22 protein-coding genes are annotated in these 24,602 nt (G+C 70.8%); 14 read left to right on the forward strand and 8 right to left on the reverse strand.

Going from position 1 to position 24,602, the window contains the following annotated elements:
• On the reverse strand, positions 1 to 91 hold a 91-nt coding region (locus tag AB0L37_RS33930), incomplete at its 3' end, for a biotin carboxylase N-terminal domain-containing protein (protein ID WP_308427085.1).
• A 346-nt stretch (positions 92 to 437) separates the two neighbouring features.
• Between AB0L37_RS33930 and AB0L37_RS33935 the strand changes: the two genes are divergently transcribed.
• Positions 438 to 917, forward strand: a complete 480-nt coding sequence (locus tag AB0L37_RS33935; RefSeq protein ID WP_365514397.1) for a hypothetical protein — start codon at positions 438 to 440, stop codon at positions 915 to 917.
• On the opposite strand, the gene AB0L37_RS33940 is transcribed toward AB0L37_RS33935, so the two are convergent.
• The 4 genes from AB0L37_RS33940 to AB0L37_RS33955 all read right to left on the reverse strand — a co-directional run bounded on the left by AB0L37_RS33940 (position 889) and on the right by AB0L37_RS33955 (position 3,725).
• A complete protein-coding gene (locus AB0L37_RS33940) occupies positions 889 to 1,500 on the reverse strand; it encodes a nucleoside triphosphate pyrophosphatase (RefSeq protein ID WP_365514400.1) in 612 nt (203 codons plus the stop codon). The genes AB0L37_RS33935 and AB0L37_RS33940 overlap by 29 nt on opposite strands.
• A gap of 228 nt (positions 1,501 to 1,728) precedes the next feature.
• Positions 1,729 to 1,857 carry a hypothetical protein gene (locus AB0L37_RS33945; RefSeq protein ID WP_365514403.1) on the reverse strand — a complete coding sequence of 43 codons (129 nt, stop codon included), beginning with the start codon at positions 1,855 to 1,857 and terminating at the stop codon, positions 1,729 to 1,731.
• Positions 1,858 to 1,913: 56 nt separating this feature from the next.
• Positions 1,914 to 2,120: an acyl-CoA carboxylase subunit epsilon gene (locus AB0L37_RS33950; RefSeq protein ID WP_365514406.1), complete on the reverse strand. Its 207-nt coding sequence runs from the start codon at positions 2,118 to 2,120 to the stop codon at positions 1,914 to 1,916.
• A 21-nt stretch (positions 2,121 to 2,141) separates the two neighbouring features.
• Positions 2,142 to 3,725, reverse strand: a complete 1,584-nt coding sequence (locus AB0L37_RS33955; protein WP_365514409.1) for an acyl-CoA carboxylase subunit beta — start codon at positions 3,723 to 3,725, stop codon at positions 2,142 to 2,144.
• A gap of 117 nt (positions 3,726 to 3,842) precedes the next feature.
• Here AB0L37_RS33955 and AB0L37_RS33960 point away from each other — a divergent pair, with 117 nt between their 5' ends.
• The 5 genes from AB0L37_RS33960 (at position 3,843) to hutH (ending at position 9,828) form a co-directional block, all read left to right on the forward strand.
• Positions 3,843 to 4,715 carry a biotin--[acetyl-CoA-carboxylase] ligase gene (locus AB0L37_RS33960; RefSeq protein ID WP_365514412.1) on the forward strand — a complete coding sequence of 291 codons (873 nt, stop codon included), beginning with the start codon at positions 3,843 to 3,845 and terminating at the stop codon, positions 4,713 to 4,715.
• 246 nt (positions 4,716 to 4,961) lie between these two features.
• On the forward strand, positions 4,962 to 6,083 hold the full coding sequence (locus AB0L37_RS33965; protein WP_365514415.1) for an adenylate/guanylate cyclase domain-containing protein: 1,122 nt from the start codon (positions 4,962 to 4,964) through the stop codon (positions 6,081 to 6,083).
• A 40-nt stretch (positions 6,084 to 6,123) separates the two neighbouring features.
• Positions 6,124 to 6,927, forward strand: coding sequence for an enoyl-CoA hydratase-related protein (locus AB0L37_RS33970; protein WP_365514418.1), 804 nt, complete (start codon positions 6,124 to 6,126; stop codon positions 6,925 to 6,927).
• A gap of 76 nt (positions 6,928 to 7,003) precedes the next feature.
• Positions 7,004 to 8,161 (forward strand): sensor domain-containing diguanylate cyclase, encoded by a 1,158-nt coding sequence (locus AB0L37_RS33975; protein ID WP_365514421.1) that lies wholly within the window; start codon positions 7,004 to 7,006, stop codon positions 8,159 to 8,161.
• A 128-nt stretch (positions 8,162 to 8,289) separates the two neighbouring features.
• On the forward strand, positions 8,290 to 9,828 hold the full coding sequence (gene hutH / locus AB0L37_RS33980; protein ID WP_365514565.1) for a histidine ammonia-lyase: 1,539 nt from the start codon (positions 8,290 to 8,292) through the stop codon (positions 9,826 to 9,828).
• Between the two features lie 88 nt (positions 9,829 to 9,916).
• Here the strand turns inward: hutH and AB0L37_RS33985 are convergent, their stop codons facing one another.
• On the reverse strand, positions 9,917 to 10,207 hold the full coding sequence (locus AB0L37_RS33985) for a hypothetical protein (RefSeq protein WP_365514424.1): 291 nt from the start codon (positions 10,205 to 10,207) through the stop codon (positions 9,917 to 9,919).
• A gap of 132 nt (positions 10,208 to 10,339) precedes the next feature.
• Here AB0L37_RS33985 and AB0L37_RS33990 point away from each other — a divergent pair, with 132 nt between their 5' ends.
• The 6 genes from AB0L37_RS33990 to AB0L37_RS34015 all read left to right on the forward strand — a co-directional run bounded on the left by AB0L37_RS33990 (position 10,340) and on the right by AB0L37_RS34015 (position 18,880).
• Positions 10,340 to 10,681 carry a hypothetical protein gene (locus tag AB0L37_RS33990; protein ID WP_365514427.1) on the forward strand — a complete coding sequence of 114 codons (342 nt, stop codon included), beginning with the start codon at positions 10,340 to 10,342 and terminating at the stop codon, positions 10,679 to 10,681.
• Between the two features lie 266 nt (positions 10,682 to 10,947).
• Entirely contained in the window at positions 10,948 to 12,219 is a 1,272-nt protein-coding gene (locus tag AB0L37_RS33995) for an Ig-like domain-containing protein (RefSeq protein WP_365514429.1), read from the forward strand.
• A gap of 126 nt (positions 12,220 to 12,345) precedes the next feature.
• Positions 12,346 to 13,800, forward strand: coding sequence for an ABC transporter permease (locus AB0L37_RS34000; RefSeq protein ID WP_365514433.1), 1,455 nt, complete (start codon positions 12,346 to 12,348; stop codon positions 13,798 to 13,800).
• A gap of 44 nt (positions 13,801 to 13,844) precedes the next feature.
• Positions 13,845 to 14,525, forward strand: coding sequence for an ABC transporter ATP-binding protein (locus AB0L37_RS34005; protein WP_365514436.1), 681 nt, complete (start codon positions 13,845 to 13,847; stop codon positions 14,523 to 14,525).
• A gap of 169 nt (positions 14,526 to 14,694) precedes the next feature.
• A complete protein-coding gene (locus AB0L37_RS34010; RefSeq protein ID WP_365514438.1) occupies positions 14,695 to 17,982 on the forward strand; it encodes a S8 family serine peptidase in 3,288 nt (1,095 codons plus the stop codon).
• Between the two features lie 127 nt (positions 17,983 to 18,109).
• Positions 18,110 to 18,880 (forward strand): antibiotic biosynthesis monooxygenase, encoded by a 771-nt coding sequence (locus tag AB0L37_RS34015; RefSeq protein WP_365514441.1) that lies wholly within the window; start codon positions 18,110 to 18,112, stop codon positions 18,878 to 18,880.
• Between the two features lie 167 nt (positions 18,881 to 19,047).
• On the opposite strand, the gene AB0L37_RS34020 is transcribed toward AB0L37_RS34015, so the two are convergent.
• Positions 19,048 to 19,929, reverse strand: a complete 882-nt coding sequence (locus AB0L37_RS34020) for a helix-turn-helix transcriptional regulator (protein ID WP_365514444.1) — start codon at positions 19,927 to 19,929, stop codon at positions 19,048 to 19,050.
• Between the two features lie 118 nt (positions 19,930 to 20,047).
• Here AB0L37_RS34020 and AB0L37_RS34025 point away from each other — a divergent pair, with 118 nt between their 5' ends.
• Positions 20,048 to 21,094 (forward strand): NAD(P)-dependent alcohol dehydrogenase, encoded by a 1,047-nt coding sequence (locus tag AB0L37_RS34025; RefSeq protein ID WP_365514447.1) that lies wholly within the window; start codon positions 20,048 to 20,050, stop codon positions 21,092 to 21,094.
• 115 nt (positions 21,095 to 21,209) lie between these two features.
• Positions 21,210 to 21,551 (forward strand): DUF1330 domain-containing protein, encoded by a 342-nt coding sequence (locus AB0L37_RS34030; protein WP_365514450.1) that lies wholly within the window; start codon positions 21,210 to 21,212, stop codon positions 21,549 to 21,551.
• A 9-nt stretch (positions 21,552 to 21,560) separates the two neighbouring features.
• Here AB0L37_RS34030 and AB0L37_RS34035 read toward each other — a convergent pair whose 3' ends face one another.
• Positions 21,561 to 24,410, reverse strand: coding sequence for a family 43 glycosylhydrolase (locus AB0L37_RS34035; protein ID WP_365514453.1), 2,850 nt, complete (start codon positions 24,408 to 24,410; stop codon positions 21,561 to 21,563).
• Positions 24,411 to 24,602 lie beyond the last annotated feature (192 nt).

Consider the following 24,602-nt stretch of genomic DNA (forward strand, 5'->3'; position numbering starts at 1 on the left):
AGACGGCAACGCTCGCGATCCCGGCGTCCCGGCACGCCCGGGCCACGCGGACAGCGATTTCGCCACGGTTGGCGATGAGCACCTTGCGCACGATGGCTCCCTCCTTGAAACAAGCCGAGTTTAGGGACAGCCGACACGGCCTTACGACCCGTCCCCAATGGTGAGCTTGCCCACACGGAGTGTGACTCGAGGCTCGCCCGGTCCGTGAAATCCCTTGTCGTGCCTGGCTGCACGGGATTCCTCGCAGCAACCCTAGCCCGGCGATGTGGCCTAGGTCTCTGTGAGACCGTGCCGCGCGAGGTCGGCATTCTTTGTGGAGTCCCTACGAATGGCCCAACGATTCTTTGCCTGCGCCGGAACCCTTGTCCCGAGGTTTACCCGTTAGTAGCGTTCGCGATGTCTCGAACGTACTCGGGGTAACCGTCAGTTGAAGGTGGGTGGGACCGGTGGCGCGCAGACCGGTGGCATGGGTGGCCGCGATCGTGCTTCTCGCGGAGGCGATCGGGATCGTGCTCCTGAACTGGTTCCTGGGGCTGGTCGTCGACCGCCAGGACATGTCCCTGGCCGGTCTCGACCCGCGGGCGATGTCGGTCGGCGCCTGGGTGGCCGGCGGCCTGTTCGGGCTCTACCTGGCGCTGTGCGCCTTCGTCCTGGCCCGTTGCGCGGCCGCCGACCGGCGCCCGGCCGGCCTCGGCCGCATCCTGCTGATCAGCGCGGCCGTGGTGCACGGGCTGCTCGGCGCGTTCTCCATCGGCCTCGTGGGCTGGGCCGCCTTCGCCTTCATGATGGTCGTGCTCGCCCTGATCGTGCTGACGCTCGTGGCGTACGACCGGTACGAGAACGGGGAGCAGGCCGCCGACCAGGCTCCGCCCCCGCCCCCGATCGCCCCTAGCTCGCCGGAGCCCACAACTCCGTGATGCCGATGCCCAGTTCGGCCAGCAGGCGGCGCAGCAGCGGCAGCGAGAGCCCGATGACGTTGCCGTGGTCGCCGTCGATGCCGTCGATGAACGGGGCCGAGCGGCCGTCGAGCGTGAACGCGCCCGCCACGTAGAGGGGCTCGCCCGTCGCGACGTACGCGGCGATCTCCGCGTCGCTCGGCTCGCCGAACCGGACGACGGTCGACGCGGTCCCTGAGACGTACCGGCCGCTGTCCGTGTCGTACACGCAGTGCCCGGTCTGGAGCGTGCCCGCGCGGCCGCGCATCGCCTTCCAGCGGGCCGTCGCCTCCTCGGCGTCGGCGGGCTTGCCGAGCGCCTCGCCGTCGAGGTCGAGCACGGAGTCGCAGCCGATGACGACGGCGCCCCTCGCCTCGGGCTTCGCGGCGACCACGGAGGCCTTGGCCTCGGCGAGGGCGAGGGCCAGCTCGGCGGGGGTGGGGGCGGTGACGGCGTCCTCGTCCACCCCGCTGACGATCACCTCCGGTGCGAAGCCGGAATTGCGGAGCAGGCCGAGTCGGGCCGGGGACTGTGAGGCCAGGATGAGGCGGCGCGGGGTGTTCATGCGGGCCAGGGTACGGGGCGCCGATCCGCCGTAGGGGCCGGGCTTTGACCGCGGGTGCGGGTTTCGCCGTCGCTGGTCGCGCCCCGTCGGTGCGGCATCTCATGGGGCGCGTTCGTCGGGGAAATGCGACGCGAAGCGTCTGCATTTCAGGGGCGCGGGGAACTGCGCGACCAGCCCCCGCCGGCCCGCAGCCGCGATGAAACAGGTCCCCCTACGGTGGGTTGGCGGCTACAGCACGCCCAGGATGAGCATCGCCGCGAACATCGCCAGGGCGACGATCACACCCGCGCGACGCAGCATCGCCTGCGTCTCGCGGGCTTCCTCGGGGGGCCCGTCCTCCGGGTCTGACCACAGCACCTCCGCATAGTGCGATGCCCGGGTTGCGGGGCGCCTGAGTACGCGTACTCAATGTGTCACCCGGGCCAGTAGGTGCGGGCCCAGGCCGTCGCGCCCGGGGCCGGCAGGCGGCGGCCCGCGACGCGGGACGGGTCGGCCCACGCGTCCCGCTGCGCCGTGGCGGCCGGGGCATCGGGCACCGCCGCGGCGCGGGCCTGGACCACCGCCAGTGCGGCGGCCAGCTCCTCGGGGGTCGGGTTTCCCCGTACGACCTTGATCATCATGACCGGGGCTCCTAGGGGTTCCTAGAGGGGGATGTTGCCGTGCTTCTTCGGAGGCAGGGATTCCCGCTTGGTGCGCAGCTGACGCAGACCCCGTACGACGTGGGCGCGGGTGTCGGACGGCAGGACCACCGCGTCGATGTAGCCGCGCTCGGCCGCCGTGTAGGGGTTGAGGAGCGTGTCCTCGTACTCCTGGATCAGCCGGGCGCGCGTGGCCTCTACGTCGTCGGCGGCGGCCAGCGTCTTGCGGTGCAGGATGTTGACCGCGCCCTGCGCGCCCATGACCGCGATCTGCGCGGTGGGCCAGGCCAGGTTCAGGTCGGCGCCCAGGTGCTTGGAGCCCATGACGTCGTACGCGCCGCCGAACGCCTTGCGCGTGATGATCGTGATGAGCGGGACCGTGGCCTCGGCGTACGCGTAGATGAGCTTGGCGCCGCGCCGGATGATGCCGGTGTGCTCCTGCTCGACGCCCGGCAGGAAGCCCGGCACGTCGACGAAGGTCAGGACCGGCACGTTGAAGGCGTCGCAGGTGCGCACGAAGCGCGCGGCCTTCTCGGACGCGTCGATGTCGAGGCAGCCGGCGAACTGCATCGGCTGGTTGGCGACGATGCCGACCGGGCGGCCCTCGACGCGGCCGAAGCCGGTGAGGATGTTCGGCGCGAACAGCGACTGCGTCTCGAAGAACTCGGCGTCGTCCAGGACGTGTTCGATCACCGTGTGCATGTCGTACGGCTGGTTCGCGCTGTCCGGGATGAGGGTGTCGAGCTCGCGGTCCTCGTCCGTCAGGGCCAGGTCCGCTTCCTCGGGGAAGGCGGGCGGCTCGCTGAGGTTGTTGGACGGCAGGTACGACAGCAGCTGCTTGACGTACTCGATGGCGTCCTTCTCGTCGCCCGCCATGTGGTGGGCCACGCCGGAGGCGGAGTTGTGGGTGCGCGCGCCGCCCAGCTCCTCGAAGCCGACGTCCTCACCGGTGACCGTCTTGATGACGTCCGGGCCTGTGATGAACATGTGCGAGGTCTGGTCGACCATGACCGTGAAGTCGGTGATGGCGGGGGAGTAGACCGCGCCGCCCGCACACGGCCCGACGACCAGGCTGATCTGCGGGATGACGCCCGACGCGTGGGTGTTGCGGCGGAAGATCTCGCCGTACATGCCCAGGGCCATCACGCCTTCCTGGATGCGGGCGCCGCCGGAGTCGTTGATGCCGATGACCGGGCAGCCGGTCTTCAGCGCGAAGTCCATCACCTTCATGATCTTCTGCCCGAAGACCTCGCCGAGGGCGCCGCCGAAGACGGTGAAGTCCTGCGAGAACACGGCCACCGGGCGGCCGTCGACGGTGCCGTAACCGGTCACGACACCGTCGCCGTACGGCTTGTTGGCGTCGAGGCCGAAGTCGGTGGAGCGGTGCCGCGCGAACTCGTCCAGCTCCACGAAGGAGTCCTCGTCGAGCAGCAGCTCGATCCGCTCACGGGCCGTCAACTTGCCCTTGGCGTGCTGCTTTTCGACCGCGCGCGCGGAGCCCGCATGCGTCGCCTCGTCGATACGGCGCCGCAGATCCTCGATCTTGCCTGCGGTGGTGTGGATGTCGACCTGTTCCAACTCGGACATCGGGATGCGGCTCCCTGCCTGATTCGACGAACGCTGGGGGTGGGGCTACTGACTCGTAGGGTAGTGGCGCGAATACGGCTGCGCAGTGCGGCGTTTACCACACCTAGGGTGGGTTGCATGACGCCGCGAGATGGTTCAGACGTGCATGACAACCGGTGGTCCGACCTGGACCGCCCGCCCCTCAACGGGACGGGCCTGAGCAGGTCCCTCGTACGCGAGGGCGGCCTGTGGTCGTCCGTGGAGGTGCTGCCCCGTACGGGCTCCACGAACACGGACCTGGTGGCGCGGGCCGCCGCGGGCACCGCCGACGAGGGCGCCGTGCTCGTCGCCGAGGAACAGAGCGCGGGCCGCGGCCGCCTCGACCGCACCTGGACGGCGCCGCCGCGCTCGGGCCTCTTCTTCTCCGTCCTGGTCAAGCCCGGCGACCACGAGGTGCCGGTGGAGCGCTGGGGCTGGCTGCCGCTGCTCACCGGGGTGGCCGTCGCGACGGCCCTGTCCTCGGCGGCCGGCGTCGACACCGCGCTGAAGTGGCCCAACGACCTCCTCGTCACCGTCGGCGACGAGGAGCGCAAGGCGGGCGGCATTCTCGCGGAGGCCTCCGGCTCGGGCGGGGTCGTCGTGGGCGTCGGGCTCAATGTGTCGCTGCGGGCGGACCAGTTGCCGGTGCCCGGGGCGGGGTCGCTGGCGCTGGCCGGGGCGAAGGTGCTTGACCGGGAGCCTGTGCTGCGGGCTGTGCTCAGGTCGTTCGAGCGGTGGTACGTGCAGTGGTGCGCGGCTGAGGGTGATCCCGGGCTTTCCGGGTTGCAGGAGACGTATGCGGCGGGGTGCGCGACGCTCGGGCGGTCTGTGCGGGCTCTTCTTCCCGGGGACCGGGAGCTGGTCGGCGAGGCGGTGGCCGTCGACGGGGACGGGCGCCTCGTCATCGCCGGGGCGGATGGTCGCCGGGAGGCGGTCGGGGCGGGCGACATCGTGCACCTGCGTCCCGCGTAACGGTTCGTTCGTCTGCGGCTTCGGTGGGGGCTGGCCGCGCCCCTGGGGAAGCTGCGCGCAGCGCATGCTTCAGGGGCGCGGGGAACTGCGCGACCAGCCACACACAACCCGCAGCCGCCGCCCGACCAAACGGCGCACCCCCAATAGGCGGATCCCGGTCCGAACGGAGTGACCTGGCACACAGGGGCTGCCGTAGAGTTGACGCCGGTCGATACCTGACCGCGGCAGATCGGAAGGGCAGCAGGCGTGACCGTCGACGACTCGGGCTCCGGCACGGGCTCCCCACCCGACCCCGAGAAGCCGGAGGGGGACGAGCAGGAGACCGAGGACCCCCTCGCTCTCCGGCTCGAACAACTCATCCTCGGCGCCGAGCGCCGTTACACCCCGTTCCAGGCGGCCCGCAGCGCCGGCGTCTCCATGGAGCTGGCCTCGCGGTTCTGGCGGGCCATGGGCTTCGCCGACATCGGGCAGGCCAAGGCGCTGACCGAGGCCGACGTCCTGGCGCTGCGGCGGCTCGCGGGTCTGGTCGAGGCCGGGCTGCTCAGCGAGGCGATGGCCGTGCAGGTCGCCCGGTCCACCGGGCAGACCACCGCGCGGCTCGCCGAGTGGCAGATCGACTCGTTCCTCGAGGGGCTCACCGAGCCGCCGGAACCCGGCATGACCCGCACCGAGGTCACGTATCCCCTGATAGAGCTGCTCCTGCCCGAGCTGGAGGAGTTCCTCGTCTACGTGTGGCGGCGGCAGCTCGCCGCGGCGACCGGGCGCGTCGTGCAGGCCGGTGACGACGAGGAGATGGTGGACCGGCGGCTCGCCGTCGGGTTCGCCGACCTCGTCGGGTTCACCCGGCTCACCCGGCGCATGGAGGAGGAGGAACTCGGCGAGCTCGTCGAGGCCTTCGAGACCACCGCGGCCGACCTGGTCGCGGCGCACGGCGGCCGGCTCATCAAGACCCTCGGCGACGAGGTGCTCTACGCCGCCGACGACGCGGGAGTGGCGAGCGAGATCGCGCTGCGCCTGATCGAGACGATGAGCAACGACGAGACGATGCCGGAGCTGCGCGTCGGCATCGCGTTCGGCACGGTGACGACGCGGATGGGCGACGTGTTCGGCACGACCGTGAACCTCGCGAGCCGGCTGACGTCGATAGCTCCTCGGGACACCGTCCTCGTCGACGGAGCCTTCGCCGAGGAGCTGGTCCGCACCGGCGACGCGCCGACGTCCGAGGCGGAGGCCGCCACCGAGGCGCAGAAGGCGGAGGAGGCCGGCGAGGAGCCGCCCACGTACCGCTTCGCGTTGCAGCCGATGTGGCAGCGGCCGGTCCGCGGCCTCGGCGTCGTGGAGCCCTGGACGCTGACCCGGCGCACCTGAGACCCTCCGGTTAACTGACGTTAACCGGAGGGTCTGTGTCATGGGTGATGAGCTGCGGTTCGGGGAGTTCGTGGGCGTACGGCGCCACGAGGGCGGGACCGTCGCCGAGTTGGTGCTCGACCGGCCCAAGGCCATGAACGCGGTGTCGAGCGAGATGGCGCGGTCGATCGGCGCCGCGTGCCGGGCGCTGGACGAGGACCGGGACGTACGGGCCGTCGTCGTCACCTCCAGCAACGAGCGGGCCTTCTGTGTCGGCGCCGACCTGAAGGAGCGCAACTCGTTCTCCGACGCCGAGCTGGTGCGCCAGCGGCCCGTCGCGCGCGCCGCGTACACCGGCGTTCTCGAACTGTCGATGCCGACGATCGCCGCGGTGCACGGGTTCGCGCTCGGCGGCGGCTTCGAGCTGGCCCTCGCCTGCGATGTGATCGTGGCCGACGCGACGGCGGTGGTGGGGCTTCCCGAGGTGTCGGTGGGTGTGATCCCCGGCGGCGGCGGTACGCAGCTGCTGCCGCGCCGGGTCGGGGCCGCGCGGGCCGCCGAGCTGATCTTCTCGGCGCGCCGGGTGCAGGCCGCGCAGGCCCGGGAGTACGGCCTTGTCGACGACCTCGTGGAGGCGGGCCGGGACCGGGACGCGGCCCTGGAGCTCGCCGCGCGGATCGCCGCCAACTCGCCGGTCGGGCTGCGCGCGGCCAAGCGCGCGCTGCGGCTCGGGCAGGGGCTCGATCTGCGGGCCGGTCTTGAGGTGGAGGACGCGGCGTGGCGGTCGGTGGCGTTCTCCGGGGACCGGGCCGAGGGCGTCGCCGCGTTCAACGAGAAGCGCACGCCGCAGTGGCCCGGTGAGTGACATGCGGTGCGGCGCGCCCACCGGTACGGCCGTACTGAATTCACCGTAATGCCGGAATTCTCCCTAGCCTGGAGCAATGGGTGAGGAGGACGGCCGGCTGCGGGCCGTGGTGACGCTCGCGCAGGGCATGGCCGCTGCGCAGAGCCCCCGCGAGTCCTGGCGGGCCGCCGCCCTCGGCGCCTGTCACGCCTTGCAGGGGAGCTTCGCCGCGCTGTCCATGTGGGAGCGCGGGCGCGGCCGGCTCCGGGTCCTGGTCAACGTGGGGGAGCGAGCCGCGGGCGAGGAGGAGTTCCCCGAGGACGAGGCGTATCCGGTGAACCAGTTCCCGGAGATCACCGAGTTCCTGCACGAGCGGTGGGCCGGGGGCGGCGAGCCGAACGCGTGGGTGGAGACCGCCACCGGGCCCGTCGACCGGGGCGGCTACTGCCATCAGCGGGTCGCCGCGCTGCGGCGGCGCGGGCGCGGCAGTTGTGTCGTCGCGCCGATCGTGCTGCACGGGCGGGCGTGGGGCGAGCTGTATGTGGCGCGGCCGGTCGCGGTACCGGTGTTCGGGCCGGGCGACGCCGACTTCGCGACCGTGCTCGCCTCGGTCGTCGCCGCCGGGATCGCGCAGACCGAACGCCTGGAGGAGGCGCGGCGGCTCGCCTTCACCGACGCGCTGACGGGGCTCGCCAACCGGCGGGCCGTCGACATGCGCCTCGACGAGGCGGTCGCCCGGCACCGGGCCGACGGCTCGGTCGTCAGCCTCGTGGTGTGCGACGTGAACGGCCTGAAGCGGGTCAACGACACCCTCGGGCACGCCATCGGCGACCGGCTCCTGGAACGTTTCGGCTCGGTGCTCTCGCTGTGCGGCGCGATGCTGCCCGGCGCGCTCGCGGCGCGGCTCGGCGGCGACGAGTTCTGTCTGCTCGCGGTGGGCCCGTCGGCCGACGAGGTGGTGCGGGTGGGCGACGAAGTCTGTTCGCGCGCCGCCGAGTTGGAGCTCGGGGACGGGGTGGCCTGCGGGATCGCCTCGACCGGGGACCCGATCGGCGAGGTCACCAGCGCGCGCCGGCTGTTCCGGCTCGCGGACGCCGCCCAGTACAGGGCGAAGGCGCTCCGCGCGGTCAAACCGGTGGTCGCGGGGCGGGACGGCGGCCTGGACGACCCCGTCGTACGGCTCGCGGACTCGCCGCCGCCGGTCGCGGAGGACGGGGAGCGGCGGCGGATCAGGGGGCGCGACCCGGGCGCGTAACGGGCCGGGGGGCGGTGCTCGTAACGGGCCGGGGGCGGTGCTCGTAACGGGTCGGGAGCGGTAAGGGGTCTTCCCGGAACTCGGTCGTGACATCTTGAGATTCACTGCGTACGCTCCTGAATATGGATATGCACACTGTGGTGCTGGGGACCACCGGGGTCACCGCAGCCGATGTCGTCGCTGTTGCGCGCCGTAACGCCCGGATCGAGCTCTCCTCGGAGGCGGTGGCCGCGCTGGCCGCCGCCCGCGAGATCGTCGACGCGCTCGCCGCGAAGCCGGAGCCCGTCTACGGCGTCTCCACCGGGTTCGGCGCGCTCGCCACCCGGCACATCAGCACCGAGCTGCGCGCGCAGCTCCAGCGCAACATCGTGCGCTCGCACGCCGCCGGGATGGGCCCGCGGGTGGAGCGCGAGGTCGTACGGGCGCTGATGTTCCTGCGCCTGAAGACGGTCTGCTCCGGGCACACGGGCGTGCGGCCCGAGGTCGCGCAGACGATGGCGGACGTGCTCAACGCCGGGATCACGCCGGTCGTCCACGAGTACGGCTCGCTCGGCTGCTCCGGCGACCTGGCCCCGCTGTCGCACTGCGCGCTCACGCTCATGGGCGAGGGCGACGCGGAGGGGCCCGACGGGGTCGTGCGGCCCGCCGGTGAACTCCTCGCCGCGCACGGCATCGCGCCCGTCGAGCTGCGCGAGAAGGAGGGCCTGGCCCTCCTCAACGGAACCGACGGCATGCTCGGCATGCTGATCATGGCGCTCGCCGACCTGGACACCCTCTACAAGTCCGCCGACATCACGGCGGCCCTGTCGATGGAGGCGCTCCTCGGCACGGACATGGTCCTCGCGCCCGAGCTGCACGCCATCCGCCCGCACCCCGGACAGGCCGCGTCGGCCGCCAACATGCTGGCCGTGCTGAAGGGTTCGGGCCTGACCGGACACCACCAGGACGACGCGCCGCGCGTGCAGGACGCGTACTCGGTGCGGTGCGCTCCGCAGGTCGCCGGTGCCGGGCGCGACACGATGGCGCACGCGCGTCTCGTCGCCGAGCGGGAGCTGGCGGCGGCCGTCGACAACCCGGTCGTACTGCCCGACGGGCGGGTCGAGTCCAACGGCAACTTCCATGGCGCGCCGGTCGCCTACGTCCTCGACTTCCTCGCCATCGCGGCCGCCGACCTCGGCTCGATCGCCGAGCGGCGCACGGACCGGCTCCTCGACAAGAACCGCTCGCACGGCCTGCCGCCGTTCCTCGCGGACGACGCCGGGGTCGACTCGGGCCTGATGATCGCCCAGTACACGCAGGCGGCGCTGGTCAGCGAGATGAAGCGGCTCGCGGTGCCCGCGTCGGCGGACTCGATCCCCTCCTCGGCGATGCAGGAGGACCATGTCTCGATGGGCTGGTCGGCGGCGCGCAAGCTCCGTACGGCCGTCGACAACCTGGCGCGGATCGTCGCCGTCGAGCTGTACGCGGCCACGCGCGGCATCGAGCTGCGCGAGGGGCTGACGCCGGCGCCGGCGTCGCGGGCGGCGATCGCCGCGGTGCGGGCGGCGGGGGTCCAGGGCCCCGGGCCCGACCGGTTCCTGGCGCCGGATCTGGCGGCGGCGGATGCGTTCGTGCGAACCGGTGGGCTGGTCAAGGCCGTTGAGGCGGTCACCGGGGCGCTGGCCTAGCCGCGGTCGCGGAGGGACGCCGTGGGTGGTTGCTGTTTGCAGCCGGCTGCGGCGTCCGTCGTGGTTGTTCGCGCAGTTCCCCGCGCCCCTAAAGGGGCGCCTCCAGTGACCGGCCCCTGCGTACGGAATACGCCACGAAGCCCACGCCCAGGCCCAGGAAGACCGAGCCGCCGACCACGTACGGGGTCGTGTCCACCGTTCCCGTGTCGGCCAGGCGGAGTTGCTGGTCGGACTGGGCGGCGACCGCGGACGCGGTGCGCGTCCGGTCGGTGCGCGGCGCGTCCTCGGGGGTGGCCGTGGCGTTGGGTACGAACCACAGGGCGCCCAGGAGCGTCCCGGCGGCGGTGGCGGTGAGCAGCGATCGGCGTGCGGCGGACACGGATGTGATCCCCCTTGTGGCGCTGGTGACTTGACCGTGTCCGCTGATGTTAGTCACCCCAGGCCCGCGAACGCACCTCACCGGCGACGTCGGACTCCGGGACTCGCTCCCGCAGGCCGTACGCTCCGCGGTATGAGCACTGATGAGACGTCGCGGTTTGTCCGGCTGAAGGTGGAGCTGGTCCTCGAGGTGGCCGACGGGGAGGCGCTGACCGGGGCCGCGTTGCAGCGGATCGCCGAGGACGAGGCGATGCCGGCCGAGGAGCGGACGCACGCCGAGGGGGCCGTGCAGGAGGACGAGGCGGAGGCCGTCGCGTACCTGGTGGACCCGTTCGACCTGGTCGGCGACGTGCCGGGGGCCGAGCTCGTGCAGGCCTCGTGGTCCAGCGAGCAGGTCGACTACGACCCCGATTCGCCGGACTGGGACCTGGACGAGGATGATGAGCAGCAGGACGGCGGGGACGAGCGCGGGTAGCGCGTACCGCGGTGTGCGGATCGGGAACCCCGGGCGGCAACCGCGGCCCGGGGTTTCGTCGTCCCGAGAGGGGAGTCACGTCAGTGCGGCGAGGGGCCGGACGGGGTGCCGTTACCACCGGTGCGCCTGTGGTCACCGCCTCGGCCGACGTGGCGTCCCCCACATCGGCACATTTTCGGGAACGGGACGAACCGGTCACGGCGTTGTGTACGGGTAATGGGGAACCCCTGTGTTCCCTGTCGGGGAAGTCGGGGAAATCGGCGACTATGGAGAAGCGTGTGATGACGGACAGTAAGCGGCGCAAGGGTCTGATGGCCGCGTCCGCCCTGCTCGGCGGTGTGCTGGTGCTCTCTGCGTGCAGCGGGGGCGACAGCGACGCGAGCGGCTCGTCGAGCGGCAAGAAGGACTCTCAGCAGCAGCAGGCCGACGAGGCCGCCGCCAAGAAGACGTCCGAGGCCGACATCAAGATCGCCCCGAAGGACGGCTCCGACAACGCGAGCATCAACAACGCCGCCAAGGTCACGGTGAGCAAGGGCACGCTCACCGACGTCAAGATGACGACGGCCGACGGCACGGCGGTCGCCGGTCAGATATCTGCGGACAAGAAGAGCTGGAAGCCCACCAACCAGCTCGAGCGCGCGACCACGTACAGGATCGCCGCCGAGGCGAAGGACGCCGACAACCGCGTCGCGCACGAGAACGCGTCGTTCACCACGGTCTCCCCGACGAACAGCTTCATCGGCAACTTCACGCCGGAGGACGGTTCGACCGTGGGCGTGGGCATGCCCGTATCGATCAACTTCGACAAGGCCATCACCAACAAGGCCGACGTCGAGTCCCACATCACCGTCTCCTCCAGCAGCGGCCAGGAGGTCGTCGGGCACTGGTTCAGCCCGAACCGCCTGGACTTCCGCCCCGAGGACTACTGGACGGGCGGCTCCACCGTCACCCTCAAGCTCGACCTCGACGGCGTCGAGGGCGCGGACGGCGTGACCGGTGTCCAGCAGAAGACCGTCACGTTCAAGGTCGGGCGCAACCAGGTCTCCACGGTCGACGCCAAGACCAAGCAGATGACCGTCACCCGTGACGGCAAGGTCGTCAAGACCATCCCGATCTCCGCCGGGTCGCCCGAGAACAAGACGTACGAGGGCCAGATGGTGATCTCCGAGAAGTTCAAGGAGACCCGGATGAACGGCGCGACGGTCGGCTTCACCGACGACGACGGCAAGGGCGAGTACGACATCAAGGACGTGCCGCACGCGATGCGTCTGTCGAACTCCGGCACGTTCATCCACGGCAACTACTGGGGCGCGAAGTCCATCTTCGGTTCCGTGAACACCAGCCACGGCTGTGTCGGTCTCGCCGACGCCAAGGGCGCGAACGACTCCAGCACCCCCGGCGCCTGGTTCTACGACAACTCCATGGTCGGCGACGTCGTCATCGTGAAGAACACCGGCGACAAGACGGTCCAGCCGGACAACGGCCTCAACGGCTGGAACCTGAGCTGGGCGGACTGGAAGGCCGGCTCCGCCGCCTGATCCTTCCCGAGCCCGAGTGATGAACCCCGGTGTGCGACGCACACCGGGGTTCACGCCTGTTCGGGTCTCATCCCGCTCTCATCCGGACCTCACGCAACCCTTACAGGGCCTCAATACGTTGCGGCCATGTTCTTCACCTATCTCCGGCGTGAGTTGCGCCGCCGCAGAAAGGCGGCGCTCGTCGTCGCCTCCGGGCTCGCGCTCGGGATCGCGCTCGTCATCGTCGTCAGTTCCGTGTCCTCCGGGATGAACAAGGCGCAGGACAAGGTCCTGCAGTCCCTGTACGGCCTCGGCACCGACATGACCGTCACCAAGGCGGCAGCCGCTCAGACCGGGGACAACCAGCGCCCGAACTTCACGTTCGACGCGAAGGACGGCGACTCCGACGAGAAGCAGTCCACCGACCGCGTCATGGTGCAGGGGTTCCAGACCCTCGCCTCCTCGACGGTCGCCAAGGTCGCCGAACAGAAGGGCGTCGCCGACACGGTGGGCGGCCTGAACCTCCAAGTCATGAAGGTCGACGGGCAGTTCACGCGCGGCCAGTTCAAGCAGGATCCGGGCAGCCAGGGGCAGAAGGGCCAGGGCGGTGGCGGCACCGGCCAGCCGCAGGGCCGTGTCCAGGGCGGCGGCGCCGACTTCCAGGTCAACTCGTACTCCGTCTACGGCACCGACGTCACCAAGCAGAACCTCGGCCCGCTGACCACCTCGAAGATCACCGAGGGGCGGACCTTCAAGGCGTCCGAGACCAACGCGAAGGTCGTCGTCGCCGACGCCTCGTACGCCAAGGAGAAGAAGCTCGCCCTGGGCGACAACGTCACCATCCACGGTACGAAGTTCAAGGTCATCGGCGTCTCCACCGCCGACAGCGGTGACTCGGCGGCCAACCTGTACATCCCGCTGAAGCGGGCGCAGACCGTCGCCGGCATGAAGGACAAGGTGACGACGGTCTATGTGAAGGCGACCGACTCGCAGCAGATCGACGCCGTGAAGTCGACCATCACCGAGAACATCTCGGGGACCACGGTCACCACCTCGGCCGACCTCGCCGAGACCGTCTCCGGTTCGCTGTCCACGGCCTCCTCGCTCGCCTCGAACGTCGGCACGTGGCTGTCGATCGCTGTTCTCGTCGCCGCGTTCCTGGTGGCGGGGCTGCTCACCTCGTCCGCGGTGTCGCGGCGCGTGCGCGAGTTCGGCACGCTCAAGGCGCTCGGCTGGAAGTCGGGCCGGGTCACCCGGCAGGTCGTCGGCGAGGCCGTCGTCAACGGGCTCATCGGCGGTGTCCTCGGCATCGCCGTCGGCCTCGCGGGCGCCTACGCCGTGACCGCGATCAGCCCCACCCTGTCGGCCTCGCTCGGCTCCACCGGCGGCGCCGGCGGCTCCGGTGGCGGCACGGGCCCCGGCGGGCCCGCGCGGCAGGCGGCGAGCAAGACGCTCGACATCGCGCTGACCGCCCCGGTCGACGCCACGACCATCGCCCTCGCGGTCGGCCTCGCCGTCGCGGGCGGTCTGATCGCCGGTGCGTTCGGCGGCTGGCGGGCCTCGCGGCTGCGCCCCGCGGACGCCCTGCGCCGCGTCGAGTAGTTCCCGGCCGCCCCGACTTCCTCACGCAGCACAGGAGTTGCACCATGTATCACCTCAGAGACGTCACCAAGCAGTACCGGCGCGGCAAGGACACCATCACCGCACTCGACGGGGTCGACCTGACCATCGGCGACGGCGACCGGCTCGTCATCCAGGGGCCCACCGGCGGCGGCAAGTCGACGCTGCTCCAGATGCTCGGCGGGCTCGACCGGCCCACGTCCGGCAGCGTCGAGCTCGACGGCGTCGACATGGCCCGGCTGCCCGAGGCCCGGCTGACCCGGGTCCGCTCGGAGTCCATCGGGTTCGTCTTCCAGTCCTTCAACCTCATCCCGACGCTCACCGCGCAGGAGAACGTGGAGACCGCGCTGGTCCCCCTCCGGCTCAAGGCATCCGACCGGCGCGAGCGCGCCGCCGAGGCGCTGAAGTCGGTGGGCCTGGGGGAGCGGCTGAGCCATCTACCCTCGGAGATGTCGGGCGGTCAGCAGCAACGCGTGGCCATCGCACGGGCGTTGGTGAAGAACCCGAAGGTGCTGCTCGCGGACGAGCCGACAGGGAACCTCGACGAGTCCATGCGGGACGAGATCATGGACGTACTCGAAGCGCAGTGGAAGGAGCACGGCCTGACGTTCATCATGGTCACCCACGACTCGGCCATCGCCCGGAAGGCGCCGCGGCTGGCGACCATCCGCAAGGGCCGGATCACGGTGACGGAGAACGTCTCGTAGGCCCCGACCAGGTCCCGTCCGATCGGAGCAACCAAGTGGCCCTCCACGACATCTTCACGCGAGGGGGCCACACGCGGCTCCCCTCGGTGAACTTCCGTCACCAGGGGGAAAGTTGCACAGACACGGACATACTCGATCGCGTCGTACGGCGACCGCCGTCGCCGCCGCCGTGACCGTCGCGCTGGCGGCCGGGCTGACCACCCCGGCCGTCGCGTCCGGAGGCACCGTCGCCGCCGCGCACGCCGCGGCCGACCGCGCCGGGCTGAAGCCGAGGACGCACGTCACGCTCATCACCGGCGACCGCGTCGCGCTCGACGCGAAGGGCAAGCCGGTCGGGATCGAGCGGGCCGCCGGGCGCGGCCACATACCCGTACAGATACGCAAGATCGCCGGACACACGTACGTCGTGCCGGCCGACGCCCAGCGGATGATCGCCGCGGGCAAGCTCGACCGGCGGCTCTTCGACGTCACGGAGCTGTCGAAGGCCGCGTACGCCACGGCGCGGAAGAGCGGCCTGAAGGTCATCGTCGGCTACAAGGGAGCCGCCGCCGGCGCGAAGGCCGACGTGCGCGGCGCCGGCGACACGAGGGTGCGCCGCACCCTGAAGACGCTGAACGCGGACGCGGTCACCACGCCGAAGGACGACGCGGCCGAGCTGTGGGACGCGGTCACGAACGGCGAGGGCGCCACCGCCGCCGGCGTCAGCCGCATCTGGCTCGACGGCATCCGCAGGGCCAGCCTCGACAAGTCGGTGCCGCAGATCGGCGCGCCCAAGGCGTGGGCCGCGGGCTACGACGGCAAGGGTGTCAAGATCGCCGTGCTCGACACGGGCGTCGACGCCACGCACGCCGACCTGAAGGGCCAGGTCGCCGAGGCGAAGAACTTCTCCGCCGCCGCCGACGCCACCGACCACTTCGGCCACGGCACGCACGTGGCGTCCATCGCCGCCGGTACGGGCGCGAAGTCGGGCGGCAAGTACAAGGGTGTCGCCCCGGGCGCGAAACTGCTCAACGGCAAGGTGCTCGACGACGAGGGCTACGGCGACGACTCCGACATCCTGGCCGGGATGGAGTGGGCGGCCGGGCAGGGCGCCGACGTCGTGAACCTGAGCCTCGGCGGCACCGACACCGCCGAGATCGACCCGCTCGAGGCCGAGGTCAACAAGCTGTCGCAGGAGAAGGGCGTCCTGTTCGCCATCGCGGCGGGCAACGAGGGCCCGAACTCGATCGGCTCGCCCGGCTCCGCCGACGCCGCGCTCACCGTCGGCGCCGTCGACGGCTTGGACAAGCTCGCCGACTTCTCCTCGACCGGGCCGCGCGTCGGCGACGGCGCGGTGAAGCCGGACGTGACCGCGCCGGGCGTCGACATCACGGCCGCCGCCGCTCCCGGCAGCGTCATCGACCAGGAGGTCGGCGAGAAGCCCGCCGGGTATCTGACGATCTCCGGTACGTCGATGGCGACGCCGCACGTCGCCGGTGCCGCCGCGATCCTCAAGCAGGAGCACCCGGACTGGACGTACCAGGAGCTGAAGGGCGCGCTCGTCGGCTCCGCGAAGGGCGGCAAGTACACGCCGTTCCAGCAGGGCAGCGGCCGTGTCCAGGTGGACAGGGCGATCAAGCAGACCGTGTTCGCCGAGCCGGTCTCGGTGAGCTTCGGCGTCGCGCAGTGGCCGCACACCGACGACACGGCGATCACCAAGAAGGTGACGTACAAGAACACCGGCACCAAGGACGTCACCCTCGACCTGGCCGTCTCCGCGACCAACCCCAAGGGTGCCGCGGCCCCCGCCGGGTTCTTCAAGCTCGGCGCCACGAAGGTGACCGTCCCCGCGGGCGGCACCGCCTCCGTCGACCTGAGCGCGAACACGAAGCTCGGCGGCACCGTCGACGGCGCCTACTCCGCGTACGTCACGGCGACCGGCGGCGGCCAGTCCGTGCGCACGGCGGCCGCGGTGCAGCGCGAGGTCGAGTCGTACGACGTCACGCTCCACCACATCGGACGCGACGGGAAGCCGCAGTCCACGTACCTGACGGACCTGTTCGCGTACGCGGGTCTCGCCAAGGACCAGGCGTTCTCCGCGCCGCAGGTCGCGTCCGGGACGGTGAAGCTGCGCGTGCCGAAGGGCACGTACCTGGTCGACGGGCTGCTCGCGAAGGACATCGAGAAGTTCGAGGGCGGCGTCGACTGGTTCGTCCAGCCCAAGCTGAGCGTCACCAAGAACGTGTCGCTGACACTGGACGCCCGTAAGACCAAGGCGGCCGACATCACGGTGCCGGACGCCGCGGCGAAGCCGCTCAGCGCGAGCATCGACTACATGTACGACCCCGCGCTCGTCGGCATCGGCGTCATGCTCGGCTCGTTCGCCGACATCCGCATCGCACCGCTCGGCGGTGACGTCACCAGGGGTCTGTCGCAGACCTGGTTCGGCCAGTGGGCCAAGGGCGGCGGCGCCGAGTACGACGTGGCGACCAGCGCCAAGGTCAAGCACCTCCAGGGCGACAAGGTGAAGCACTTCAAGAAGTCCGAACTCGCCACGGTCACCGGTAAGTTGGGGGCGTCCGCGCCCGGCAGGACGGGGGCGCTGAGCGCCAGCGGGCTGCTCCCCGACGACTTCTTCTTCGGTGTGCCGGTCGAGCAGAAGCTGCCCGCCGCCCGCACCCTCTACCTGTCGACGGGTGGCGGCGTGCAGTGGGGTCTCGACTTCAGCCAGTACGTGGGCAAGGACGCCAAGGGCCTCCCGGTCTCCGACGCCTTCTACACGCTCGGCAACCCGCAGACCTTCAAGGCGGGCAGGAGCTACGAGAAGACGTTCAACACCGCCGTGTTCGGGCCGCGCGTCGGCGGCGACTACGGCCTGTTCCGCGACGGCAACCAGATCTACGGCTACCTGCCGCTGTTCGCCGACGGCAAGACCCACGCGGGTTCGTCCGACTTCACCTCGGTCGCGACGACGCTCTACCGCAACGGTGCGAAGGTCGGCACGATCAAGGACCCGCTCTTCGGGGACGAGGCCTTCAAGGTCCCCTCGGGTGACGCCGCGTACCGGCTGACCACGTCGGTGCGGCGCGACGCGAAGGTCGCGCAGGCCTCCAGCCGGATCGACGCGAGCTGGACCTTCCGCTCCAAGAAGCCCGGCGCCGACGACCTGGCCGTCCTGCCCGCGTCCGGCGTCCGCTTCGCCGCGGCCACCGGTCTCGACAGCACGGTCGCCGCGGGCAAGAAGCAGACCTTCCCGGTGACGGTCCAGGGCGCGGCCGCCGGCCGCAACCTCAAGTCCCTCGCCGTGTACGCCAGTTACGACGGCGGCGCCAACTGGAAGAAGGTCACCGTCAAGAGCGGCAAGGTCACCGTCACCAACCCCGCCCAGGGGAAGGCGGTGTCGCTGCGCGCCAAGGTCGTCGACAAGAAGGGCAACACGTCGACGATCTCGATCCACAACGCCTACTACGGGAAGTGACGCCCCGGCACGGTAGGTGACGGGATTGGGTGGCCGGGCGCAGTGCCCGGCCACCCCTTTCGGGAACGGGGGGCGATACGGCCGCCGGACCGGTGACTGCGTAGGGGAGGTGTGTTTGGCTGGCCGCATGACGACGCAGACGGTCGAGTACATCCGCTACCTGATCCCCGAGGACCGTTCGGCCGAGTTCCTGGCCGCCTACACCCGCGCGTCCCGCCACCTGGCCGCGTCCCCGCACTGTGTCTCGTACGAACTGGCGCGCTGCGAGGAGGACTTCGCGCACTTCGTCCTGCGCATCGTGCGGACGTCGACCGAGGACCACGTCGAGGGCTTCCGGAAGTCGGACCTGTTCCCCGACTTCCTCGCCGAGATCCGCCCGTACGTCGGTGACATCCAGGAGATGCGCCACTACAAGCCGACGACGGTGCGGGGCAGGGGCTCCTCCGAGCCGACCCTGTACGAGTGGGCGGGCGGCGCCGAGGCTTTCGAGCGCCTGACGACCGTCTTCTACGACAAGGTCCTCAAGGACGACCTCCTCGGTCCGCTCTTCGCCGACCTGCCCGCCGAGCACGCCGCGCACGTGGCGGTCTGGCTCGGCGAGGTCTTCGGCGGCCCCACGGCCTACACCGAGCAGCACGGCGGACACAGCCACATGGTCGCGATGCACATCGGCAAGGCGATCACGGAGCGGCAGCGGCGCCGGTGGGTCAACCTGATCCAGGACGCGGCGGACGAGGCGGGCCTGCCCACCGATGCGGAGTTCCGCTCCGCGTTCTGCGCGTACGTGGAGTGGGGCACGCGCCTGGCCGTCTACTTCTCGGGCCCCGACGCGACCCGCCCCGCGGAACAGCCGGTCCCCCGCTGGAACTGGGGCGCGGCCCCGCCTTGGATTTCTTGAAGCGGCCGGTCAAATCAAGCGCTGGCAAATCAAGCCCCTGCGGCGATTGAGCAGCGGGGTCCGGGGCAGCGCCCCGGGGCTCAGCGCCGTTGCCGGTTGCGCTTCGTGAGCGAGCGCAGCACCGTTGTGGCTGATCGCGCAGTTCCCCGCGCCCCTAGGGGGCGGAACTAACGCGGCACCGGATCCACGCCCCAGCTGGCAAGCATCCGCAGCGCCTCCGCCGACTCCGAATCCGGCTCCGCGTGGTACACGCTCAGGAACTGCCCGTCGTCGTCGGGCAGGTGCAGCGTCTCGTACGAGAGCGTCAGCTCGCCCACCAGCGGGTGCCGCATCCGCTTCACCCCGTGGCCCTTCTCCTTCACGTCGTGCGTGGCCCACAACTTCCTGAACTGCTCGCTCTTGACGGAGAGTTCACCGACGAGCGCCGACAGCTCGGGGTCCTCCGGGTTGCGGCCCGCGTACAGGCGCAGATAGCTGACCATGTCCGACGCCTTCGACTCCCAGTTGAGGAACAGCTCGCGGTAGTCGGGGTTGAGGAAGGTCAGCCGGGCCCAGTTCCGCTCGGCCGGGGCCATCTTTCCCCAGTCGCCGAAGAGCGCGGCCGCCGTCCGGTTCCAGGCGAGGATGTCCGAGCGGGCCCCGCCGATGTACGCGGGGACGCCCTCCATCGAGTCGAGCAGATGGCGCAGCGCGGGCCGCACGTGCTGGCGCCGGGGCGCCGGGCTCTTCCTGCGGGTCTGCGTGGGCCGGGCCAGATGGACGAGGTGGGCGTGCTCGGCGTCGGTCAGCTGGAGGGCGCGCGCGATGGCGTCGAGCACCTCCGCCGACACGTTGCGCCCGTTGCCCTGCTCCAGGCGTGTGTAGTACGCCACGGAGACCCCGGCCAGCTGCGCCAGCTCCTCGCGGCGCAGCCCCGGCACCCGCCGGGCCCGCCCGATCGACGGGATCCCCACGTCCTCCGGCTTGAGCCGGGCCCGCCGGGTACGCAGGAACTCGCTCAGCTCGGCCCTGCGGTCCAGGGTGGGACTGTCGTCCGGGTTGCCGTCCATGGCTTCCAGTATTCCCGGTCGTACGCCCGCGAGCCTGACCCCGTCAGTAGTAGGACCACTGGACGTACGCAAAGCGGTGACCTGGGTAAACCGCGCGCGGGCAGGCACGCTGGTGACCATGACCACGACTGTTGCCGCATATGCCGCGCCCAGCGCCAAGGCCCCGCTGGAGCGCACCAACATCGAGCGCCGCACGGTCGGCGCGCACGACATCCTGATCGACATCAAGTTCGCCGGAATCTGTCACTCCGACATTCACCAGGCCCGCGAGGGCTGGGGCGAGGCCCTCTTCCCGATGGTCCCGGGCCACGAGATCGCCGGTGTCGTCTCCGAGGTCGGCTCCGACGTGACGAAGTACAAGGTCGGCGACCGCGTCGGCGTCGGCTGCATGGTCGACTCGTGCCGCGAGTGCGAGAACTGCAAGGCCGGCATGGAGCAGCACTGCAAGAACGGCAGCATCGGCGCCACGTACAACGCCATCGGCCGCGACGGCACCCCGAACTACGGCGGCTACTCGCAGAAGCTCGTCGTCGACGAGAACTTCGCGGTCCGCATCCCCGACGGTCTCTCCCTGGACGTGGCCGCGCCGCTGCTCTGCGCCGGCATCACCACGTACTCCCCGCTGAAGCACTGGGGCGCGGGCCCCGGCAAGAAGGTCGCGATCGTCGGCCTCGGCGGCCTCGGCCACATGGGCGTCAAGATCGCGCACGCGCTCGGCGCCGAGGTGACGGTCCTGTCCCAGTCGCTGCGCAAGAAGGACGACGGCCTGAAGCTGGGCGCCGACCACTACTACGCGACCAGCGACGAGAAGACCTTCGAGGAGCTCGCCGGCTCCTTCGACCTGATCCTCTCCACGGTCTCCGCCCCGCTGAACTTCGGCGCCTACCTGAGCCTGCTGAAGACGGGCGGCGCGCTGGTCAACGTCGGTGCCCCCGAGGAGCCCATCGCGCTCAACCTCTTCTCCCTCATCGGCGGCAACAAGACCCTCGCAGGCTCCATGATCGGCGGCATCGCCGAGACCCAGGAGATGCTGGACTTCTGCGCCGAGCACGGCCTGGGCTCCGAGATCGAGCTGATCGAGGCGAGCCGGATCAACGAGGCGTACGAGCGTGTGCTCGCCTCGGACGTGCGGTACCGCTTCGTGATCGACACGGCGACCATCTGAGCCGACCCCGTACCCCGTGAGTTACCTCCGGGGTAATCGACGCCCTCCCCGGGCTCCGGCAGGATCATCCGCGTAATCAGCAGATGCTCCGCCGGAACCCGAGGAGGGCTCGCTCATGACCGCCTACGCCATCGCCGTGCTCCGCCCCACGCCCCCGCTCCACCCGGAGGTCCTGGAGTACATCGAGCGCGTCCAGTCCACCTTCGAGCCGTACGGCGGCCGCTTCCTCTCGCACGGCAAGCCCGGCGAGTGGCTGGAGGGCGAGCGCCTCGGCGACGTCGTCCTGGTCGAGTTCCCCGACCTGGAGCGCGCCCACGCCTGGTACGCGTCGCCCGCCTATCAGGAGATCCTCCCGCTGCGCACGGCTCACATGCCCGGCGAGCTGGTGTTCCTCGACGGCGTACCGCAGGCGTACGACGCGTCGCGGACGGCGCAGGCGATCCGCGCGGCCCAGTGATACGTACGCCTACGGAATCCGCCGGGGCTTCACGCCGCTCAGCGTCGGCGTCACCGGCTTCATCAGCCCGTCCGCGCCGAACGCGACCCGGTCGATGGTGGTCTCCCGGTGCGTGCCGTCCCCGTCCGGGATCGCGAACCGGTGATAGGCGATGTACCACTCGTCCGTCCCGGGCACCTGGAGCAGCGAGTTGTGCCCGGTGCCGAGGATGCCCTGCGCGGGGTCCTTCTCCAGGATCACGCCGTGGTTGGTGAACGGGCCGTACGGCGAGTCGGAGGTGGCGTAGCCGACGCGGTAGTTCTCGCTGCGGGTGTCGTCGATCGAGTACGTCAGGTGGTAGACGTCACCCCGCCGCGCGACGAACAGCCCCTCCCTGAAGTCCTCAAGTCCCTTGATCTGCCGCACCTTTGAGGTGTCGTACGAGACCATGTCGTCGTTGAGCGGCACGACCCACGCGGACCCGTTGCCCCAGTACAGATACGCCTTGCCGTCCTTGTCGGTGAAGGCCGCCGGGTCGATGGCCTGGCCGCCGCCGTCCGGGTTCGCGGCGATCAGGACCTTGCCGCTGTCGGTGAACGGGCCGGTGGGGGAGTCGGCGACGGCGACCCCGATCTTCGCCTCGGCGCAGTAGTAGAAGTAGAACTTCCCGTCCTTCTCGGCGATGGTCGGCGCCCAGGCCCGCGACTCGGCCCAGCTCACGTCCTTGCCGAGGTCGAGGATGACGCCGTGGTCGGTCCAGTCGACGAGGTTCTTCGACGACCACACGCTGAAGGTGGTGCCGCCCCAGCCGGCGAAGCCGTCGTTGGTGGTGTAGAGGTAGTAAGTCCCGCCGAACGCGGCGATGTTGGGGTCGGCGTGGAACCCGGGCAGCACGGGCGTACGCATCTCCACGGCCGACACCTTCCACTGGCGCCTGTCACCCCGCGCGGAGGTCACCGTGTACGTCACGGGCTTGCGCAGATCCACCGCCTTGCCGCTCGCCGGGCTGATGCGCGCTCCCGGCGCGAGCGTGAACTCCGGCCGCAGCCGCCGCAGTTCGGCCCCGGGAGCGACGGGCAGTACTACAGTCCCGCCCTCGCTCTCGATGACGGCGGGCACCTTCAGCTCCTTCACCTCCACGCCCCGGATGCGGGTCGCGTTGGCGGGCAGCGCGGCGATCTCGTCGGCGGACAGGGCCCGGTTGTAGAGCCGCACGTCGCGCAGCCGCCCCTTGAGGGTGTGGTCGCCGGTGTACGGGGAGCGGCCCAGGTGGTTGGCGGTGGTGCGGCCGCCGCCGATGTCGCCCGGGGTGAGGTTCACGCTCGTGTCGGCGGCGACGACGGCGCCGTCGAGGTAGAGGCGGGCGCTGCCGCCGCCGACGGTGTACGTCACCTGAGCCCAACGTCCGCGCGGGAGCCCGGAGTTGGCGGCGACGGCCTCCTCCCGCTTCCAGTTGCCGTCGGAGAGGCCGGCCCGGAACCCGGAGTCGGCGGTGCCGCCGGTCGCGAACAGATACCCGTTCCCGTACCCGGTGGAGGCGGCGGTGTTCCCGAACCCGTACAGGAAGTACGGCGTCGGCTGGTCGGCGTCGACCCACACGTCGGCGGCGACGGTGACGGCGTCGAGCCCGGCCAGCAGGTCGTCGGGCAGTTTGACGTGCCCGCCCGCGCCGCCGAGCACGAGCGCGCCGTCGGCGAAGGAGGCATCACCGGCGGGCGCGCCGTGGTAGCCGTGCCCCGAGGCGTCCTCGGCGTCGGCGGTCAGCGGCCAGTGGGCGACGAGCCCGTCGGCGTCGGCGCGTACGGGAGCCATCGCCCACTTCGCCTGGATCCGCTCGAACTCGGCCTTGGTGACGGGCAGTACGGTCCCGTGGCGCGGGGCGGCGGGCAGCCGCCGCTGCTCGACGGCGGTCCAGACCCCGCCCCCGAGATCATCGGAGACGAAGGGAACGTACCCGCTCCCGGTGTAGTCGTCGATGAACAGGTACCACTTGCTCTCCCCATTGGCCTTGAAGACCAACGGCCCCTCGCCCTGCGCCATCGCGCCCATCCCGATGCCCTCGGCGACCGTGTCCCAGTCGCTGTCGAGCAGATCGGTCGCCTTCTCCTCCAGGATGAACTTCCCGTACGGCGACTGCGACGCGGACCGCTCGTCCTTCGTGAAGCGGTAGTACGTCCCGTCGTGCGCGATGACGGTGGAGTCGATCACGGAGTACCCCGGGTCGTTCCACACCTTCGCCTCGCTGAAGGTCCGGAAGTCCTTCGTGGTGGCGTACAGCATCCGGTTGTACGTGTTCCCGGCATGCTCGGTGTCGCCGGCGTCGTACACCTTCGAAGCCCAGAACACCACGTACTCGCCGAGCTCGTCGCTCCAATAGGCCTCGGGCGCCCAGGTGTTGCCGGCGGTCTCGGGCGACACCCGCACGGACCGGGGCCCGTCCCAGGTGACGAGGTCGGCCGACTCCCACACGATGATCGACCGGCTGCCGTGCCGCTGCACGTAGTCCCAGCTCGCCCCGCCGTTGATCTTCAGGTCGGTGGCGATGAGGAAGAACCTGTCCCCGTCGGGCGACCGGATGACGAACGGATCGCGCACCCCCTTGTCGCCGAGGTCGGACGTGAGCACGGGCGCGGCGGCGTTCAACTCCCGGAAGTGCACGGGGTCGTCGCCCCGGCTGAGCGCCATGTAGATCTGCTCGCCGTTCGCCGTGCCCTCACCGGTGAAGTACACGAAGAGATACCCCTCGTACGCCCCCTCGGCGGCCCGGGCCCGCCCGTTCGATGCGAGCGCGGACGCCCCCAGGGTGAGCGCTCCGGCGATGAGCAGATTCCGCCGCGACAGCGCGGAGGCGGAGGGACGGGATGTTCCGTTACGGGGCATGCGTACTGCTCCTCGGGGTGCGGGGGAGTCCGTGGGGGCAGGGGGTGGCGGCGGTGTCGGTGTTCTCGGCGCTGGCCAGTGAAGAAGTTCGAACCGCCCCGGTCAAGATCTTTGACAGAGATCGGTCCGAAAACCCGAAGGATGGTCGAGATGCCGAACGAGAAGGTGGGATGAAGCGACGCATACCGGAGA

The sequence above is a fragment of the Streptomyces sp. NPDC052225 genome, from assembly GCF_040679615.1.
Lineage (GTDB): Bacteria > Actinomycetota > Actinomycetes > Streptomycetales > Streptomycetaceae > Streptomyces.